Genomic DNA, 17019 nt, shown 5'->3' with positions numbered 1-17019 from the left:
TCTCTATCGAAAGTGTTGCCTGACAGCGCTCTACGTTCGATTGGTGTTGTCGATGGTTGCTGATGCCATGGGTCTGGAATGGGCGTCTCCGGCAAAGCCGGATGCCATCGTGGTATCGGCGCAACTAGGCGCCGTCCAGGCGGCAATGAACCGTATTCTCGAGCCGCACAGTACCTTTCGTTCGATCTATGATCATGTTCTCTCGATACCGGGAAAGCGTGTGCGCGCCGGCATGGTACTTGCGTGTGCGCAGCTCGCGCCCGGCGCTGATGCGGTACCGTTGCGCGACGCCGTCGACATCGCGGCTGCGATCGAGATGTTGCACGAATCCTCTCTGATACACGACGACATCTGTGACGGGTCGTTACTTCGTCGCGACAATAATTCTGTTGCAGCAGCATTCGGTGTTCGAGTGGCAGCGTGTGCCGGCTTCCACCTGGCGGGTACCGCACTGCGGGAAGTCGCGAGAGTGCTCGACGCCAATCCTTCTGTGTTCGCCCGAATCGGTCGCGCTGCCGGAGTGACGTATCTCGATCGACTGTCGGAACTCTCGTACGGTCAGTTGATCGAAACCTTGCCGCCGGATCTCGAGGACGGTGCGCTCAGGAGGCACTACCGCGCGGTTGCCGGAGCCAAGACCGGGACACTGTTCAGGCTCGCCTGCGCCTACGGCGGTACAGCAGGCGGAGTGGACGACGATGGACTGCGCAGTCTGATGAACTACGCAGATCATCTGGCGCTGGCATTCCAGATCATGGACGACGTCCGCGATATCGAGGGCGGGCCGAACCTGGGCAAGGATGCCTGCGGAGATCTCGAACGCAGAGTGCCTACCTGGCCGGTGATCGACTGGCTGTGTACCGATGCCGAGGCGCGGAAGATGTGGCTCGACGAGTCGGTGTCCGGCCGCGACCTGCAGGCCGCATTGACACACAGCGGAGCACTCGGCAGCGCTCGCGAGTTCGCCGAATCCGCGAGGCGGCAGGCATGCATCGCAACCGAGTGTTTCGTCGATTCGCCTGCGCGAGAGCACCTGCGCACACTGGCCCGACGGGTCGTGCTCCGGTGAGGCCCGCCCGCCTACTGATACTTGCCCGCGGCATACGGGATCTCCGACGTGCGGTCGATCCGTCCGCGCTCCTGCGGGCAGGTACGCCGGATGAACTCGCCGAATCGGCATTGATACCCGCCGCCCGAAACCTGGCCGTGGCAATCGACCTGTTGCCGGAGGTGCAACGGACCGAATCGATTGCGGCTGTGCTGGCCTGTCGAGTGCTCGACGCCTACGAGGACCTGTACTCCGGTTCCGTGGGCGCTGCGACGACGGTGCTCGGAGCGGCCCGGTATCTCGTGGGCGACGACCCGGTCCCGCCGCCACCGTTGCGTGCGCGAGTTCTGCGTGAGAGTGATGCGGTGGATTCGGTTCTCGCCGAACGGATCGACGACGTGCGGGTGTTGGTCGAAGGACTGCCGGTCGCCGGCCGCACACGCGTGCGAGAGCTGCTGATCGACGTTGCCACCGCAATGGCAGACAATCTCGACACACCGATGGCGCGGGTCACGTACGGCGAGAGAGTCCTCGGGCGTGTCGTGGTCTATGCGTGCACGGTGATCTGCGACAACGACCCGGACGCCACCGATGAGGATGTCACCGAGCTGGCCCACTGCGTGGGAGCCGCGGCGCAACTGGCGAACGATCTCCGCGATCAGGAACTCGAGCTGTACCGGGTGGGTACCAGTGCCGAATTGACGCATGAGATCGTATTGCGTTTGCTGACACCGGCACTCGGCACATTCGCTCTGTTGTCGCATCTCGGACGGCGAACCCGGAGCAAGGGTGCCAGGGCGGCCGTCGCCTACATGTCGATCACCACGACCGCATTCTTCTGCGGCGCGGTCGGAGTGCGAAGTCCGTATTCCCGGAGGCTGCGTCTGGTCGGTGCGGTGGTCGCGGCCACCGGTACCGACCGATGGGAGGCCATGCTCGACCGCCTGCGTGAGTCGGTGGACAGAACGGTCGAGTTCCTGCTCGACTCGTCGACCGAGGGCGGACAACAGTTGCCGGACAGCTTGTTTCCGCGCATCGATACGCACTCCGCGGACACCGCGATGGGCTCGATCGTCGTGGACTCGGTGATGGCGCTCGTCGACGGGCTGCCGGCCGGAGCGCTGCGCGGCGAGCTGCCCGAGGACCAGGTACGCCGAATGATGATTGCCGACCACCTCGCTTTCGGATCGCTCGAGCGTATGCAGCCCGGCGACAGCAACGCCATGCACCTTCTCGGCACTCGGTTTCAGACGGCTGCGATGTCCCGAACGGCACCGCATCTCCCACTCGATTCTGAAAGGCAATCATGACTGCGGTGACACCCCGGAACGAGACCGGTACGACCGGCGAACCGAAAGATCCGATCAGCAAGCGCATCTTCCGCCTGGAGAATCCGGCGAACGTGGGTCCGCTCGTCCACGTCGCACTGTGGCTCGCACTTCTTGGCTTCGGACTGTTCTCGCCGATCGCCCAGCGCTGGTACACCGCGGTGCCTCTCGTGCTCGTCCTGACCCTGCTGAGCTTCTCCTTGACCATCGGGGTGTTGCACATGCACACTCACCGACCACTGTTCGTCTCGCGCCGGGCCAATCGAGTGGTGGACATCCTGTGTTCCCTCCCTGCCTCCTTGACGGCGGCCGAGATGCGCGAGGTGCATGTGCTCAACCATCACCGATACAACGACGGCCCAGGAGACGTGACGTCCACCGAGGGCCGGGAGCACGGTTCGGGTGCCGTCGGATATTGGATTCGGTACGGCTCGATCGTCAAGATGCACACGATTCGCGAGTTGTTCGCCACCGGGGTGTCGGACGCCAGACGTAAACGACGTCGACAGTTCTCGTTCGATTGTGCTGTTGCCCTGACCTTCATCGTCGTCGCCTGGTACTTCGCCGGGACGGGTCCGTTCGTGGTGTTCTACTGGATCCCGTTCCTGATCACTCAGGTCAATTCCGGGTACTTCGCATGGCTCACCCATGCCCCGGCACGAGGCTTCGAGGACGACCCGAGCAAGTCGCTCAACACGGCCGGGAACTGGCTCAACTTCTTCATCTTCAACCAGGGGTATCACAGTGTGCACCATCGCTATCCCGGTGTGCACTGGAGTGTCATTCCGGACAAGCTCGTGTTCATGCGCGACGTGGAGCCGGAGGTCATCGTCCCCTACTGGATGACGATCCAGTCCGCGTGGCGACTGGCGATCCCTGGCGCGTTCCTCGATGCGACGTACGGTGAGCGTTGGAAGGCCAAGCTGGAGAGCAAGATCGAAGCAGGCACCGTCCGGCCGCGAGTTCTGCGCTGGTTCGCGTGGATCTGATTCCCTGGCCGCAGGTTCGCGAGACGCTGCGCGATCGAGCTCGGCTGCTGCCCTTTCTCGCGGCCCTGACCGGCTATGCGATCGCCGGCATCACGGTTCCGTTGCTGTTGCTCTTCTCCGGCGGCCGGCTGTTGCCCAAGACGGTCGACGACGGACCGCATCTGTCGCCGTGGGTTGCAGTCCCCATCGACCTGGCGGTCGTCGGACTGTTCGGCCTACAGCATTCGGGTATGGCGAGACCGTCGTTCAAGGCGTGGCTCACCCGGCGGGTGCCCGAGGCGCTCGAGCGCACCGTGTACATCTTCATGGTGAGCGCAGTGGTCTGGTTTCTGGTCCTGGCCTGGCAGCCCATTCCGTACCGGATCTGGTCGATCGACGGTGTTGCAGGCCGTGTTCTCGACTCCGCATTCTGGGTGGGCGTGCTTCTGGTCTACGCAGCGACACTGTTGCTCGACCACTTCCACCTGCTGGGCCTGCGACAGGCCTACCGCGAGTATGTCATCCGGATTCCCGACGCCACCGCGGATCGACTGCAGGTCCACGGGCCGTATCGGTTGGTGCGTCACCCGTTGATGACCGGACTGCTGCTGACCTTCTGGGGCGCGAGCGAGATGACGGCCGGTCATCTGCTGTGGGCCGCTGGTCTCACCGGCTACATCCTGCTGGGGACTGCGCTGGAGGAACGGGACCTGCTGGCGAGGTTCGGCAGTTCGTACCGCGCCTACGCCGCTCGGGTACCGGCGTTCTTCCCGTCTCCGAGACAGGCCCTGCGCAGAATGCCACGACCTGTCGAGTCGGAACAGTCCGACGTCGACACCCGACGCGACACCGAAAGTGACTCCACACCATGGTCATCCACGACACCGCAGTAACTCGTCCGCACCTGTCCGATGCTGCTTCGACTCCTGTACGCGAGGTGGAGATCGCAGTGATCGGCGGAGGTGTGGGCGGGATCGGGCTCGCAGTGGCACTACGCAGACGCGGTATCGAGGACTTCGTGGTTCTCGAACGCGGCAACGACTTCGGTGGAACCTGGCGCGACAACACCTATCCGGGTGCGGCGTGCGATGTTCCCTCGCACCTGTATTCGTTCTCCTTCGATCACAATCCGAACTGGTCGCAATCGTTCTCGACGCAGCCGGAGATCCAGGACTACATTCTCGGTGTCGCCGACCGGCACGACATTCGAGAGAAGTTCTCGTTCGATCACGAACTGATCGCAGCCGATTGGGACGAGCCGACGGCGCGGTGGAGGCTGGCCACAACTCACGGACCGATCAGTGCGAAGGTAGTGGTCTCGGCCATGGGTGCACTGTGCGAGCCGAACATGCCCGACATCGAGGGGCTCGACCGGTTCGACGGCCCGGTCTTCCACTCGGCGCAGTGGGACCACACCGTCGACCTCGCACACAAACGGGTGGCGGTGATCGGTACCGGAGCGTCGGCTATTCAGATCGTGCCCGCAATCGCGAGCACAGTTGCCCATCTCGATCTCTTCCAGCGGACGGCACCGTGGATCTTCCCGAGGCTGCTCCGAAAGTACAGCAAGCTCGAGAGGCTTGCCTTTCGTCGAGTTCCCGGGCTCACCAGCGCCTTTCGGTCGATTCTCTACCTGCTGCGAGAGATCTACGCGATCGTGCTCATCAAATTTCCCCCGGCGACCGTCGGCCTCGGTCTGATCGCGGCGGTCAAGCTGCGGTTAGAGGTACGAGACCGCGCCCTGCGCGCTCAGGTCACCCCCGAATATCGCGTCGGCTGCCAGCGCATGTTGTCATCGAACGAATATTATCCGGCGCTCGGTCGCGAGAACGTCGACGTCGTCACCTCCGGGATCGCCGGCGTGCAGAAGGAGTCGATCGTGACGGTCGACGGCACCGTGCGTCCGGTCGATGCGATCGTGGTCGCCACCGGCTTTCGCATCACCGACTCGCCGGCATTCGAACTCTTTCGCGGCCGGGCAGGTAAGACGTTGACCGAGATATATGCCGAACAGGGAGTTTCCGCCTACAAGGGCACCGCGGTGGCCGGGTTCCCGAACATGTTCGTCATCCTCGGACCGAACTCCGGGCTGGGCTACTCCTCGGCGATCTTCATGATCGAATCGCAGATCAATTACATAGTCGACGCAGTAGCCGCGGTACAGGATCAGCAGATCGCCAGCGTCGAGGTGCGTCCGGAGGTGCAGGAACGCTACAACAGCGACCTCCAGCGAAAGATGAGCAAGAGCGTCTGGGTCACCGGTGGATGTCGAAGTTGGTTCCTGGACAGCACAGGTCGGAACATCGCGTTGTGGCCCGATTTCAGTTTCAGGTTCCGCAGGCTACTGCGGACCTTCGACCTCGAGTCCTACGAGACGACGCCGCGCCGCTCAGGCGACAACCACCGGTGACGGTCGGCCGGTGAATGTCAGTCGGCGACCAGCTGGGACGATCGACCCCACCCGCTTCGGGTGCCCTCGCGCTGACGACCGATGACGTATCGGCCGGGCGCAATTCCGGTGGCACCGTGCTCCGGGTGAATGAGATACGCGGTCACCGACGTGTCCAGAATGCCAAGGGCCAGGCCCCGGGCATCGAACACCGGTGCGGACCACGTGCACGGCCCACCGTCGGCAACGAGGCTGTGCGGGTTGCCGCCGACTGCGCTGCGCAGCAACTCGATTCCCGAGAGTGGCACGTTCTCGGTGTGGCTACGGTCGGTGGTGGCGACGCTCTCGGTCAGCAGCGAGTAGGGAACGACGATGAGATCTCCCTGGGCCTGCAGGCCGTCGATCACGGGTACGGAAATTTCTCGGTCGAGGTAGTCGAAAACGTCGAGGCCGGTGAGAGTGGTCAGTGTGGACAGTGTCATGTCGGAGATCATGTGAGTCACCTTGGGTAGTCGTGTGAGTTGGGTAGTCGTGTGAGTTGGGTGGAAGCTACGTGCGGCGGAGCAGTTGGACATAGTCTGTTCCGGATAGGCCGTACGTCCACGCCGCGGCGTCCAGTGCCGAGGAAATCTCGCCGGGGATGCGCAGGCCGTAGCGTCGACGGTCACCGTCTCTTTCGCGGGAGCCGTTGACGGCCAGCAGTACTCGGCCGTCTCCTCCCCATCCTGCAGGGGTGGCGAACAGGTGCAGAGTGCACCCCGGATTTCCTGGATCGTCGGCGGTGTCGAGTAGGGCGAGCCCGGCCTGGTCGAGGTAGGTGTCCCAGCCGATGCGTTCGATCGCGCAGCGTCGAACCTCGACGTTGCGTTCGGTGGTGATGCGTTCGACGGTCGGATCGTGCATCACCCAGTCGGGAACGACGGTGCCGTGCAGCACGTTGACGGCATGTCCGTCGCTGAACTCGAGCGCGGGTGCTCGCGAATTGTGCAGTCGCACTTCGCCGTGGAAGGAGTCCGGTATCGGTTCGGTCTGCAGGGTGGTGGGCCGCTCGCACATCACTGCGACGTTCTCGAACGCCCACCACCATCCGGTCGACTCGACGAGATCACGCTGAAGTTCGAGTAGTTCGACGTGGCCGGCCGAGAAGGTGGTCAAGCCGAACCGTCGATGGATGTCGTAGAAGGCGACACGATGCGCCTCCTGTTGGCCGTACCAGGTGATGCTGCCGAATGAGTGCGGGGCGAGCTGCCGGATCGCCGAGGCTACCCCGTCGAACAGGCTGGTGCGCAACGAATTCCAGACTGTCCTGCGAACGATGGGGTCGGGGCTGATGCCCGCGCGGGCAGCGTCTTCCGGTGGACTGTTCGCGGCTGTGATCCGCGCTGGGAGGTCGCGGTCGAAGTTCCCGTCGGGACGGAATCGTTGTCGCGGCCATTCGATTCTTCGACCGTCGATTCGCTGATCCATCCGCCGGCGCGAATCGGCCAGCAGCGAGGCGATACGTGCCGGTGCGTGGTCGATCGTCGCACCGGGTACGGGCGTCTCCGTCGCCAGTCCCTCGGCGTTGACGAATGTCGTTGCGGCAGCGGGTGAGGTCACCCACACGAACTCGGGCTCCTCGTACTCCACTCGGCGATACAGTTGTGCCACTGCAGATTCCGCGGTCGATCTGTCCGACGGACCGACTCTCAGGCCGAGGTCGAGCCAGCTGTCGCGAACCGCGCAGACCGCACGAATGCTCTCGGAATATGTATCGGGATCGTCACTGAATGTGCCGCGACGGGGGAATGTCGACGGCATCGGCACGGCGCTCACGTGAGGGAGGCGGTGTCCGCCTTTCCGGTTGTCATGGTTTCAAGAGTGACACCTCGAGTGCGTGAGCGCAAGAGCAACCGTCAGGTGCGTGATCGCAGGATCAGTTGGGCAGCGCTGATGTCGTCGATGACGAGGTCGGTGATCAGTCCGCCTCGCAGCGCCGCGGTGAGTGCGTCGAGCTTGGAGGCCCCGGCGACGATGCACAGTCGTCGCTCGACCTTTTTGATGCGATCGAGACTCGGTCCACTCGACCTGTCGTTCAACGCAATTCGGTCGTAACTACCGTCGGACCGGAGAAACACGGTGGCGATGTCTCCGACGACGCCGTCACGTCGGAGCTCGGCACCGTCCTCGGGTTCGAGGTAGCCGGCGCTGTAGACGTGGCTCGGTACGGCTCCGCTCATGACGCCGATGCTGAACACGGCCAGGTTCATCCGATCCTGCAGCTCGAGTACTCGCCTGATGCTGCGTTCACGCCACAGGTGTCGGCGGGTCTCGGGGTAGTCGAAGAATGCGGGAACCGGAAAGCCCTGTGCTACAGCGCCGTAGGCGTCGGCAAAGGTTCTGATGATGTCGGTGGCGTAGGAGACTCCGGTGGTGCGGGTGTTGGCTGCCCCGTTGAGCTGCACGACGGTCGAGTTGTGGGTTCTCTTGGGTGCCACCTTGCGGCTGACGGCACTGACGGTGGTTCCCCAGGCCACGCCCATCACCATGTCGGACTCGAAGAACGATGTCAGCAATCGACCGGCGAACGTGGCGACACGATCGAGGCGCTGCAATTCGTCCACCGTCTCCGAGACCGGGACGACGTGTGCACGGATGTCGTACAGATCGGCGAAGGCCCGCTCGATTCGTGGTGCCTGCCCGAGCGGTGTGGAGATCTTGATTTCCACCAGTCCCGACGCCCGCGCGAAGGTGATCAGTCGTGAGACGGTCGAACGAGAGACTCCCAGCTCACGGCCGATCGCCGCCATCGTCATGTCCTGGAAGTAGTACAGCCGGGCGGCCTGGGTGGCGTGGCCGGTCCGCAGGTCGGATTCGGGAGTGATGCCGGTGTCCGTCACCGGCACCAGTGTACGACCGAATTGCACATATGTGCATCAGCTGTGCAACGCAGTGCAGGGCGTCTACCGTGGCAAACAGCACGCAATGTGGCGTGCATCACCAACTTTGCGGAGGCTACACAATGGCTCGTAAGGAACCGGAATGGGGATTGCCGGCGCACATGGCCGCCGAATTCGCCGGAACCATGATTCTCATTCTGTTCGGCGTCGGCGTCGTCGCGCAGGTCGTCTCGGGCGGTGAATCCGGCAGTCTCGGAGACCACGACTCGATCGCCTGGGCTTGGGGCCTGGGCGTGATGTTCGGCATCTACGTCGCGGGCCGAATCACCGGCGCGCATCTCAACCCCGCGGTGACCATCACGTTCGCACTCTTCCGCGGATTCAGCTGGAAGATGGTTGCGCCGTACATCCTCGCGCAGACCGCAGGTGCCTTCGTGGCCGCACTGCTGGTGCGCTGGAACTACAACGACATGATCAACGCAGTGGACCCCGGGCACACCAGCGCCACTCAGACGATCTTCTCGACGCTTCCCGGTAACGGCACGTTGCCCGTGAGCGTGTCCTCGGCGCTGATCGACCAGATCATCGGCACCGCGATCCTGCTGTTCCTCATCGTCGCCGTGACCGATTCGCTCGGCACCGCTCCGATGGCCAACATGGCTCCACTGATCGTCGGCCTCATCGTCGTCGCCATCGGCTTCGCCTGGGCGACCAATGCCGGATACGCGATCAATCCGGCTCGAGATTTCGGACCTCGCCTGGCGTCGTACATCACCGGATACGGTGGAGCGTGGCGAGACCAATACGGCGGCCTGTACTTCTGGGTCCCGATCGTCGGACCTCTCGTAGGTGGACCGATAGGAGTGTTCCTGTACGACCTGCTGATCGGAAAGAACCTACGCAAGCAAGAAGGTTCGACGCCCGAGCCGCCATCACGACTCCCAGCCGACACCCAGACCACAGGAGAGAAGCCATGACCGAGTTCGCAGGAAAGTACGTCGCCGCGATCGATCAGGGAACGACGTCGTCACGCTGCATGATCTTCGATCACGCGGGCACCGTCGTCGCGGTCGATCAGAAGGAACACAAGCAGATCTTCCCGCAGGCCGGTTGGGTGGAGCACGACGCGTCCGAGATCTGGGACAACGTGCGCGCCGTGGCGGCCGGTGCCATGGCCGCAGCCGATCTGACGCGCGAGGACATCGCCGCTGTCGGTATCACCAACCAGCGTGAGACGGCGCTGGTGTGGGAGCGCGAGACGGGCAAGCCGATCTACAACGCCATCGTCTGGCAGGACACCCGTACCGATCGGATCGCCACCGCACTGGGCGGCGGCGACGCCAACAAGTACACCGCCAAGACCGGTCTGCCGCTCGCGACCTACTTCTCGGGCCCCAAGATCAAGTGGATCCTCGACAACGTCGAGGGCGCGAGGGCCAAAGCCGAAGCGGGAGAACTGTGTTTCGGCAACATGGACACGTGGGTGCTGTGGAACATGACCGGCGGTGTCGACGGCGGACTGCACTACACCGATCCGACCAATGCCTCGCGCACCCTGCTGATGGATCTCGACACACTGCAGTGGGACGAGAGCATTTGCGCCGACATGGACATCCCGATGTCGATGATGCCCGAGATTCGCTCGAGCTCCGAGGTGTACGGCACGGGCCGTGAGCGCGGACCGTTCAGTGGAGTGCCGATCGCCGGTATCCTCGGCGATCAGCAGGCAGCCACCTTCGGGCAGGCCTGCCTGTCTCCCGGTGAAGCCAAGAACACTTACGGCACAGGCAATTTCGTGCTTCTCAACACCGGTACCGAGAAAGTCATGAGCAAGAACGGTCTGCTGACCACGGTCTGCTACAAGATCGGCGATCAGCCGACGGTGTACGCGCTCGAAGGCTCCATCGCCGTGACGGGCTCGCTGGTGCAGTGGCTGCGCGACAACCTCGGCATGATCTCCTCCGCCGCGGACATCGAAACCGACGCACGTTCGGTGGACGACAACGGCGGCGCATACTTCGTCCCCGCATTCTCCGGACTCTTTGCCCCGCACTGGCGCTCGGATGCTCGCGGTGCCATCGTGGGATTGACGCGGTTCGTCAACAAGGGGCACCTGGCCCGCGCCGTGCTCGAAGCCACCGCGTACCAGACGCGTGAAGTGATCGAGGCCATGAACGCCGACTCCGGTGTCGATCTCGAGGTGCTCAAGGTCGACGGCGGCATGGTGGTCAACGAGCTGCTCATGCAATTCCAGTCCGACATCCTGAACGTCGACGTGGTGCGTCCGGTCGTGGCCGAAACCACCGCTCTCGGAGCGGCATACGCGGCCGGCCTCGCAGTCGGATACTGGGAGAGCGAAGACGATATTCGCCAGAACTGGGCCGAGGACAAGACATGGACCCCGTCCATGGACGAAGACCAGCGGGCGAAGTTGTACGCCGGCTGGAAGAAGGCAGTAACACGTACTCTCGATTGGGTTGATGAAGAATGAGTTCCACCACAACGGCTTTGAGTCCGCAGTCGCGCACGGATGCGCTGGCGAGGATGGAGTCGGAAGAGCTCGACATCCTGGTGATCGGCGGCGGCGTCGTCGGCGCGGGAACAGCATTGGACGCGGTGACCCGCGGATTGAAGGTGGGCCTGCTCGAAGCGCGGGACTACGCGGCCGGCACGTCCAGCCGCTCCAGCAAGCTGTTCCACGGCGGTCTGCGCTACCTCGAGCAGTTCAACTTCGCGTTGGTGTTCGAGGCGCTGAAGGAGCGTTCGCTGGTACTGAACAAGCTCTGCCCGCACCTCGCTCGCCCGGTGCCGTTCATCTATCCGCTGGAGAAGGTGATCGACCGTCCGTACGTCGGGCTCGGCATCGGCGTATACGACGTCATGGGCGCCGGACGCGGCGTCCCGAGTCACCACAAGCATCTCGGCAAGAAGAAGACGCTCGAGTCCTTCCCGTCCGGTAAGCGTTCGGCGATCCGCGGTGCGGTGAAGTTCTACGAGGGCCAGGTCGACGACGCCCGGCACACGATGATGCTCGCTCGTACCGCAGCGGCTTACGGCGCGTTGTGCGCCAACAGCACTCGCGTCACGGGCTTCCTGAGGGAGGACGACAAGGTTGTCGGCGTCGTGGCGAGCGACCTCGAAACGGGCCGCTCGTTCGAGGTGCGGGCCAAGCAGGTCATCAATGCTGCCGGTGTCTGGACCGACGAGGTGCAGCAGATGGTCGGTGGCCGTGGACAATTCCAGGTTCGCGCATCCAAGGGTGTGCACCTGGTGGTGCCGCGCAATCGCATCAACAGTGCCACGGGCATCATCACGCGAACCGAGAAGAGTCTGCTGTTCGTCATCCCGTGGGGTAGCCACTGGATCATCGGCACAACCGACACCGACTGGAAGCTCGATCTGGCTCACCCGGCCGCGAGCCAGAGCGACATCGACTACATCCTCGGGCACGTGAACAAGCTGCTGGCCGATCCGCTGGACCGGACCGACGTCGTCGGCGTCTACGCAGGTCTGCGTCCGTTGCTGTTCGGCGAATCCGATTCCACCAGCACCCTTTCCCGGGAGCATGCGGTGTCCAGTCCGGTACGCGGCCTGACAGTCATCGCGGGTGGCAAGTACACCACCTATCGAGTGATGGCCAAGGATGCAGTCGATTCCGCGATACACGGACTCGAGCGCACAGTGCCGAAGTGCGTCACCGAAGACATCCCGTTGGTCGGTGCCGACGGCTACCTGGGTGCGTTCAACTCCCGCGCTCTCACGGCCGAACGCACCGGGATGCGCGTCTCACGCGTCGAGCATCTGCTGGGTCGGTACGGCACTCTGATGGGTGAGTTGTTGGATCTCATCGACGCCGATCCCGAGCTCGGCAAGCCTCTCGAGAGTGCACCGGAGTACCTCAAGGTCGAGGCCGTCTATGCCGCGAGTCATGAAGGCGCGCGGCACCTCGAAGATATTCTGACGCGTCGTACCCGCATCTCCATCGAGGTTCCCGATCGTGGTGAAGCGGCCGCCGACGAGGTGGCCCGGCTGGTGGCACCCGTCCTGGGATGGGACGATCAGCACGTTGCCGAGGAGATCGAGCACTATCGGCTTCGTGTTCTGGCAGAACGGGATTCGCAGCAGCAGCCCGATGACGACACTGCCGATGCAGCCCGACTCGGGGCACCGGACGTGCGCGCCGGGGTGAGCTGACCTTATCGGTCGAGTGGTTCGGTGAGGTAGCGCCGCAGCGTCGGCCCTACCCACCGGACCAACTGCTCGTGGCTCATCCTTGCCAGTGGTGACACCTGGAGGATGTAGCGAGCGAAGACCAGGCCGAGTACCTGGGTTCCGACGAGCGCAGCGCGTTCTGCATGCCGGTCGACCGAGACGGCGGCCAGGGCAGGGGCTACCTGTGTGGCGAACACCTGTTGCATCGCCGCGGCTGCGGCGGCGTTGGTGGCGGCCGCGCGCATCAAGGCAAGGAATGTGCCGTCCTCCTCCCAGATCTGAAAGAACCTGGGCATCAACACTTCTGCAATTCTCTCGGGTTCGATGTCGGTCAGATCCGGAATGTCGAGGACGAATGTGGCGGCTTCGGCGAACAGCGCTTCCTTGGTTCCGAAATACCGGACGACCATGGCCGCGTCGACGCCTGCAGTGCCGGCGACGGACCGCATGGTGGTGCGGTCGTAGCCGTCGGCGGCGAATTGTGCGCGGGCTGCGTCGAGAATGCGGGCTCGGGTGGCGGTCGCGGATCGAGGTTGTCGTTCGGCCATCTCCGTAGCCTAAGTCAACGACCGTTGACCACTGCGCTCGACGGGTCTATCGTCGGAAGTCAACAGGCGTTGACCAGGAATGCGCCGACCACAGTGGGAGTTCGCCATGAACCATTCGGACGTGATCGTTGTCGGTGCGGGTCCGGCGGGCTGCATGCTGGCGGGGGAACTCGCGCGTGCCGGCCGCTCGGTGACGGTGCTCGAGAAACACGATGCACCGTCACCGCTGTCGCGGGCGTTCGGAGTGCACGCCCGCACGCTGGAGGTTCTCGACAGTCGTGGTCTGGCCGAGGACCTGCTCACCACCGGAGCCCACGCGTCGGGATTGAAACTCTGGAACGGGTTGTCCCTCGACCTCGGCGTACTACCGTCGCAGTTTCCGTATCTGCTGGTCACACCACAGACCAACGTGGACTCTCGACTCGAGGAGTACGCGCGGGCATCCGGTGCGCGGATTCTGCGCGGGGTGACGGTCACCGGCCTCGAACAGGACGCCGACGGAGTCGTGGTGCGCGGGAGGGCGGCCGACGGCAGCGCGCAGGAATGGACGGCGTCGTATGCGGCCGGCACGGACGGGGTGCACAGTATCGTCCGCACGTCGATCGGACTCGACTTCCCCGGCAAGGAATTGCTGCGGTCGATCATGCTCGCGGATGTCCGGTTGACCGATCCGCCCAACGGTCTGATCAATATCGGCGCGGGCAAGGACTGCTTTGCGTTCGTTGCGCCCTTCGGCGACGGCTGGTTCCGAGTGATCGCCTGCGACCGTACCGACACGGCAGACGTAGCTGCATCGGTCGACGAGACGCGGCTTCGTGACGTGGTGCGCCGTGCGATCGGAACCGATTACGGCTGGACCGACGTGCGATGGAGTTCGCGCTTCTCCTGCGACGAGAGGCAAGTCCGGCGCTACCGAGTGGGCCGGGTATTCCTGGCCGGCGATGCTGCGCACGTACATTCGCCTGCCGGAGGGCAGGGCATGAACACCGGAATCCAGGACGCGATGAACCTCGGCTGGAAGCTGGCAGCCGTCCTCGGCGGTGCCGACCAGAAGATCCTCGACACCTATCACGACGAGCGGCATCCCGTGGGAAAGCTGGTGCTGCGCAGTAGCGGCGCGACGATCCGCATGTTGTTGCTGCGCTCGGCGACAGCGCAGAAGCTACGCAACGTCGTGTCCGCACGAGTGCTTCGTAGCCAACGTGCGGTCGGCAAGATTGCGGGCATGTTCTCGGGAGTGGGGATTTCGTACGCGCGCACCCGAGGTGAGCATGCCCTGGTCGGGACCCGGGCCGTACGGATCCCGCTGAACCAGGGCACGGTCACCGACCGGCTGCGGGCGCACGGCTTTCTTCTGATCGGCGAGAGAGACTGCAAGAGAGCAGGTATCACTCGTCGCACCGACAGTGGCCCAGCCGTTCTCGTCCGGCCCGACGGCTACATCGCGTGGGCCGGACGCTCCGATTCGGAGGAGTGGCAACAGGTTGTCGAACGATGGACCGGTCAGCCCTGCAGCAACGTGAACGAGTGCTCACGAATCAGGATGGACGGACCGCCCGCCTCGTATGCCTGATCGGGGTCGCTCGAGGTCGACTGAGTCCACTTGCCCTCCGGCAGAGTGAACTCGACGGTCGCAGGTGAGGCGTTGGCCATCCACGCGAACGACGCATCGCCCTCGCCTGCGCGCATCAGCACCAGGATGCTGTGCGCGTTGCCGTCGGTCCAGTCCTCGTCGGAGAGCTTTTCGCCGTCCGCGCGGTAGAAGTCGACGGTGTCTGGTCCGGCCCCCTCTTCGTCGGAATCGCTGTCGTGGCGGAACCATGTGGGACGCAGTGCCGGGTGCTCGTCACGTAGCGCGATCAGGTGGGTGGTGAAGTCGATGAGATCCTGATCGGCTGCGCTCCAGTCGAACCAGGAAACCTCGTTGTCCTGGCAGTAGGCGTTGTTGTTGCCGTTCTGTGTCCGGCCCAGCTCGTCGCCGCCGAGGATCATCGGGACTCCGGCCGAGAGCAGCAGTGTCGCCAGGTGGTTGCGCTGCTGCCGAGCGCGTAGCGCGTTGACGCCCTCGTCGTCGGTCGGTCCCTCGGCACCGCAACCCCATGATCGGTTGTCGGATTCGCCGTCCTGACTGTCCTCGCCGTTCTCCTCGTTGTGCTTGTCGTCGTAGGAGTTCAGGTCCGCCAACGTGAAGCCGTCGTGTGCGGTGATGAAGTTGACGCTCGCCAACGTGGGGCGCCGGGTGCTCTCGTAGACGTCGGGGCTGCCGGTGACGCGTTGCGCCAGAGCCGGGAGTGCGCCGCTCTCACCGCGCCAGAAGTCTCGAACGTCGTCGCGGAACTTGCCGTTCCACTCCGACCAGCGAGCCGGGAAGCCGCCCACCTGGTAGCCCTGGGTGTCCCACGGCTCGGCGATGAGTTTGATCGAAGCGAGCGTCGGGTCCTGATGCACCAGGCTCAGGAAAGCGCTGTGCACGTCCAGGTCCGAGTCCTGGCGGGTCAGTGTGCTCGCAAGGTCGAACCGGAAGCCGTCGACGTGCATTTCCGTCACCCAGTACCGCAACGAGTCCAGGATCAGCGCCAGCGCAGCGGGGTGGCCGACATTGAGACTGTTGCCGGTGCCGGTGGTGTCGTAGTACGCACTTCGGTCGTCGTCGACCAATCGGTAGTGCGAGCCGTTGTCGATTCCCTTGAGCGAGAGGGTCGGTCCGAGATGGTTGCCCTCGGCGGTGTGGTTGTAGACGACGTCGAGAATGACCTCGATGTCGTTGTCGTGCATGGCTTTGACCAGTGCCTTGAACTCGTCCACCTGGCCACCGGTGTCGCCGCTGCTGCTGTATTCGTTGTGCGGTGCGAAAAAGCCGATGGAGTTGTATCCCCAGTAGTTACGTCGCCCCTCTTCGAGCAGATGTGAATCCTGAACGAACTGGTGGATCGGCAGCAACTCCACTGCCGTGACCCCGATGCGCTTCAGATGCGCGATCGCGGCCGGGTGTGCCAGCCCTGCGTATGTGCCCCGAATATCTTCGGGCACATCGGGATTGGTCGCAGTGAACCCCTTGACGTGGACCTCGTAGACCACCGTGCGATCGAGTGGCGTGCGCGGCGACTCGTCACCGGACCAATCGAAATTCGACTGCACTGCAACGGAGTACGGCATGTACGGAGCCGAGTCCTCGTCGTTGCGGGTCTCCGGCTCGGCGTGGAGATGGCTGAAGACCGACTCGTTCCAGTCGACCTGACCGGTGATGGCGGTGGCATACGGGTCGAGGAGCAGCTTGGCAGCATTGTGCCGCAGGCCCGAGGCGGGATCCCACGGGCCGTCGACCCGTAGTCCGTAGCGGGCACCCGGCGTGACATCGGGAACCAGGTCGTGGAACACGTGGCCGGTTCGCAGCGCCAATGGAGTTGTACTGCGTTCTGTTCCGTCGTTGTTCAGCACGACCACGGACACCGAGTCCGCCGTTTCGGAGTAGACGGCAAGGTTGGCACCGTCGTTCGACAGACGCGAGACGCCCAGGGGGTACGGGAGACTTGATGAGGAGGGCATGCTCGCCCCAGTACCCCCACGGGGGATGAGCGAAACGCCTGCATACCCGGCGCTCGGCTACTATCGATGCCGAGATTGCGACCGCCGAACTGTCGCGGAAC

General features: G+C 63.9%; 14 protein-coding genes. 9 read left to right on the top strand and 5 right to left on the bottom strand.

Going from position 1 to position 17019, the window contains the following annotated elements:
- Positions 1-52: 52 nt before the first annotated feature.
- The 5 genes from O4220_RS16735 to O4220_RS16715 are packed head-to-tail and all read left to right on the top strand — an operon-like array spanning position 53 to position 5754.
- Positions 53-1069, top strand: coding sequence for a polyprenyl synthetase family protein (locus tag O4220_RS16735; RefSeq protein WP_269606163.1), 1017 nt, complete (start codon positions 53-55; stop codon positions 1067-1069).
- Entirely contained in the window at positions 1066-2358 is a 1293-nt protein-coding gene (locus tag O4220_RS16730) for a squalene/phytoene synthase family protein (RefSeq protein ID WP_269606161.1), read from the top strand. The genes O4220_RS16735 and O4220_RS16730 overlap by 4 nt, the downstream gene beginning before the upstream one ends.
- Positions 2355-3365, top strand: coding sequence for a fatty acid desaturase (locus O4220_RS16725; RefSeq protein ID WP_269606159.1), 1011 nt, complete (start codon positions 2355-2357; stop codon positions 3363-3365). The genes O4220_RS16730 and O4220_RS16725 overlap by 4 nt, the downstream gene beginning before the upstream one ends.
- Positions 3356-4237, top strand: coding sequence for a methyltransferase family protein (locus tag O4220_RS16720; protein ID WP_269606157.1), 882 nt, complete (start codon positions 3356-3358; stop codon positions 4235-4237). The genes O4220_RS16725 and O4220_RS16720 overlap by 10 nt, the downstream gene beginning before the upstream one ends.
- Complete coding sequence (locus tag O4220_RS16715) at positions 4213-5754, top strand: flavin-containing monooxygenase (RefSeq protein WP_269606155.1); 1542 nt, start codon at positions 4213-4215, stop codon at positions 5752-5754. The genes O4220_RS16720 and O4220_RS16715 overlap by 25 nt, the downstream gene beginning before the upstream one ends.
- A 17-nt stretch (positions 5755-5771) precedes the next feature.
- On the opposite strand, the gene O4220_RS16710 is transcribed toward O4220_RS16715, so the two are convergent.
- The 3 genes from O4220_RS16710 to O4220_RS16700 form a co-directional block, all read right to left on the bottom strand.
- Positions 5772-6227: a hypothetical protein gene (locus O4220_RS16710; RefSeq protein ID WP_269606152.1), complete on the bottom strand. Its 456-nt coding sequence runs from the start codon at positions 6225-6227 to the stop codon at positions 5772-5774.
- Positions 6228-6282: 55 nt separating this feature from the next.
- Positions 6283-7548 carry a DUF6745 domain-containing protein gene (locus O4220_RS16705; RefSeq protein ID WP_269606150.1) on the bottom strand — a complete coding sequence of 422 codons (1266 nt, stop codon included), beginning with the start codon at positions 7546-7548 and terminating at the stop codon, positions 6283-6285.
- Between the two features lie 80 nt (positions 7549-7628).
- Positions 7629-8612, bottom strand: coding sequence for a sugar-binding transcriptional regulator (locus O4220_RS16700; protein ID WP_269606148.1), 984 nt, complete (start codon positions 8610-8612; stop codon positions 7629-7631).
- A 122-nt stretch (positions 8613-8734) separates the two neighbouring features.
- On the opposite strand from O4220_RS16700, the gene O4220_RS16695 reads away from it, so the two are divergent.
- Genes O4220_RS16695 through O4220_RS16685 form a run of 3 tightly spaced genes read left to right on the top strand, consistent with a single transcriptional unit; the run spans position 8735 to position 12806 of the window.
- Entirely contained in the window at positions 8735-9589 is an 855-nt protein-coding gene (locus tag O4220_RS16695; protein ID WP_269606146.1) for an MIP/aquaporin family protein, read from the top strand.
- Positions 9586-11103: a glycerol kinase GlpK gene (gene glpK / locus O4220_RS16690; protein WP_269606145.1), complete on the top strand. Its 1518-nt coding sequence runs from the start codon at positions 9586-9588 to the stop codon at positions 11101-11103. The genes O4220_RS16695 and glpK overlap by 4 nt, the downstream gene beginning before the upstream one ends.
- A complete protein-coding gene (locus O4220_RS16685; protein WP_269606143.1) occupies positions 11100-12806 on the top strand; it encodes a glycerol-3-phosphate dehydrogenase/oxidase in 1707 nt (568 codons plus the stop codon). The genes glpK and O4220_RS16685 overlap by 4 nt, the downstream gene beginning before the upstream one ends.
- A 2-nt stretch (positions 12807-12808) precedes the next feature.
- Here O4220_RS16685 and O4220_RS16680 read toward each other — a convergent pair whose 3' ends face one another.
- Entirely contained in the window at positions 12809-13372 is a 564-nt protein-coding gene (locus O4220_RS16680; protein ID WP_269606141.1) for a TetR family transcriptional regulator, read from the bottom strand.
- Between the two features lie 106 nt (positions 13373-13478).
- Here O4220_RS16680 and O4220_RS16675 point away from each other — a divergent pair, with 106 nt between their 5' ends.
- Positions 13479-14945, top strand: a complete 1467-nt coding sequence (locus O4220_RS16675) for an FAD-dependent oxidoreductase (RefSeq protein WP_269606139.1) — start codon at positions 13479-13481, stop codon at positions 14943-14945.
- Here O4220_RS16675 and glgX read toward each other — a convergent pair.
- The gene (gene glgX / locus O4220_RS16670; protein ID WP_269606137.1) at positions 14876-16918 is read right to left on the bottom strand and encodes a glycogen debranching protein GlgX; all 2043 of its coding nucleotides are present in this window, start codon (positions 16916-16918) and stop codon (positions 14876-14878) included. The two genes, O4220_RS16675 and glgX, sit on opposite strands and share 70 nt — an antisense overlap.
- Positions 16919-17019: the final 101 nt, after the last annotated feature.

Origin of the sequence: Rhodococcus ruber, assembly GCF_027270735.1 — a bacterium.
Taxonomy (GTDB): Bacteria; Actinomycetota; Actinomycetes; order Mycobacteriales; family Mycobacteriaceae; genus Rhodococcoides; species Rhodococcoides rubrum_A.
The sequence above is the reverse complement of the archived record's forward strand: the minus strand, read 5'-3'. Positions and strand labels throughout refer to the sequence as shown.

What these genes read in the sequence shown, in the direction of transcription:
- O4220_RS16675 (WP_269606139.1), top strand. Translation starts at nt 13,479, where the DNA reads ATGAACCATTCGGACGTGATCGTTGTCGGTGCGGGTCCGGCGGGCTGC.
- O4220_RS16710 (WP_269606152.1), bottom strand. Translation starts at nt 6,227, where the DNA reads ATGATCTCCGACATGACACTGTCCACACTGACCACTCTCACCGGCCTC.
- glpK (WP_269606145.1), top strand. Translation starts at nt 9,586, where the DNA reads ATGACCGAGTTCGCAGGAAAGTACGTCGCCGCGATCGATCAGGGAACG.
- O4220_RS16695 (WP_269606146.1), top strand. Translation starts at nt 8,735, where the DNA reads ATGGCTCGTAAGGAACCGGAATGGGGATTGCCGGCGCACATGGCCGCC.
- O4220_RS16735 (WP_269606163.1), top strand. Translation starts at nt 53, where the DNA reads ATGGTTGCTGATGCCATGGGTCTGGAATGGGCGTCTCCGGCAAAGCCG.
- glgX (WP_269606137.1), bottom strand. Translation starts at nt 16,918, where the DNA reads ATGCCCTCCTCATCAAGTCTCCCGTACCCCCTGGGCGTCTCGCGTCTG.
- O4220_RS16685 (WP_269606143.1), top strand. Translation starts at nt 11,100, where the DNA reads ATGAGTTCCACCACAACGGCTTTGAGTCCGCAGTCGCGCACGGATGCG.
- O4220_RS16725 (WP_269606159.1), top strand. Translation starts at nt 2,355, where the DNA reads ATGACTGCGGTGACACCCCGGAACGAGACCGGTACGACCGGCGAACCG.
- O4220_RS16680 (WP_269606141.1), bottom strand. Translation starts at nt 13,372, where the DNA reads ATGGCCGAACGACAACCTCGATCCGCGACCGCCACCCGAGCCCGCATT.
- O4220_RS16715 (WP_269606155.1), top strand. Translation starts at nt 4,213, where the DNA reads ATGGTCATCCACGACACCGCAGTAACTCGTCCGCACCTGTCCGATGCT.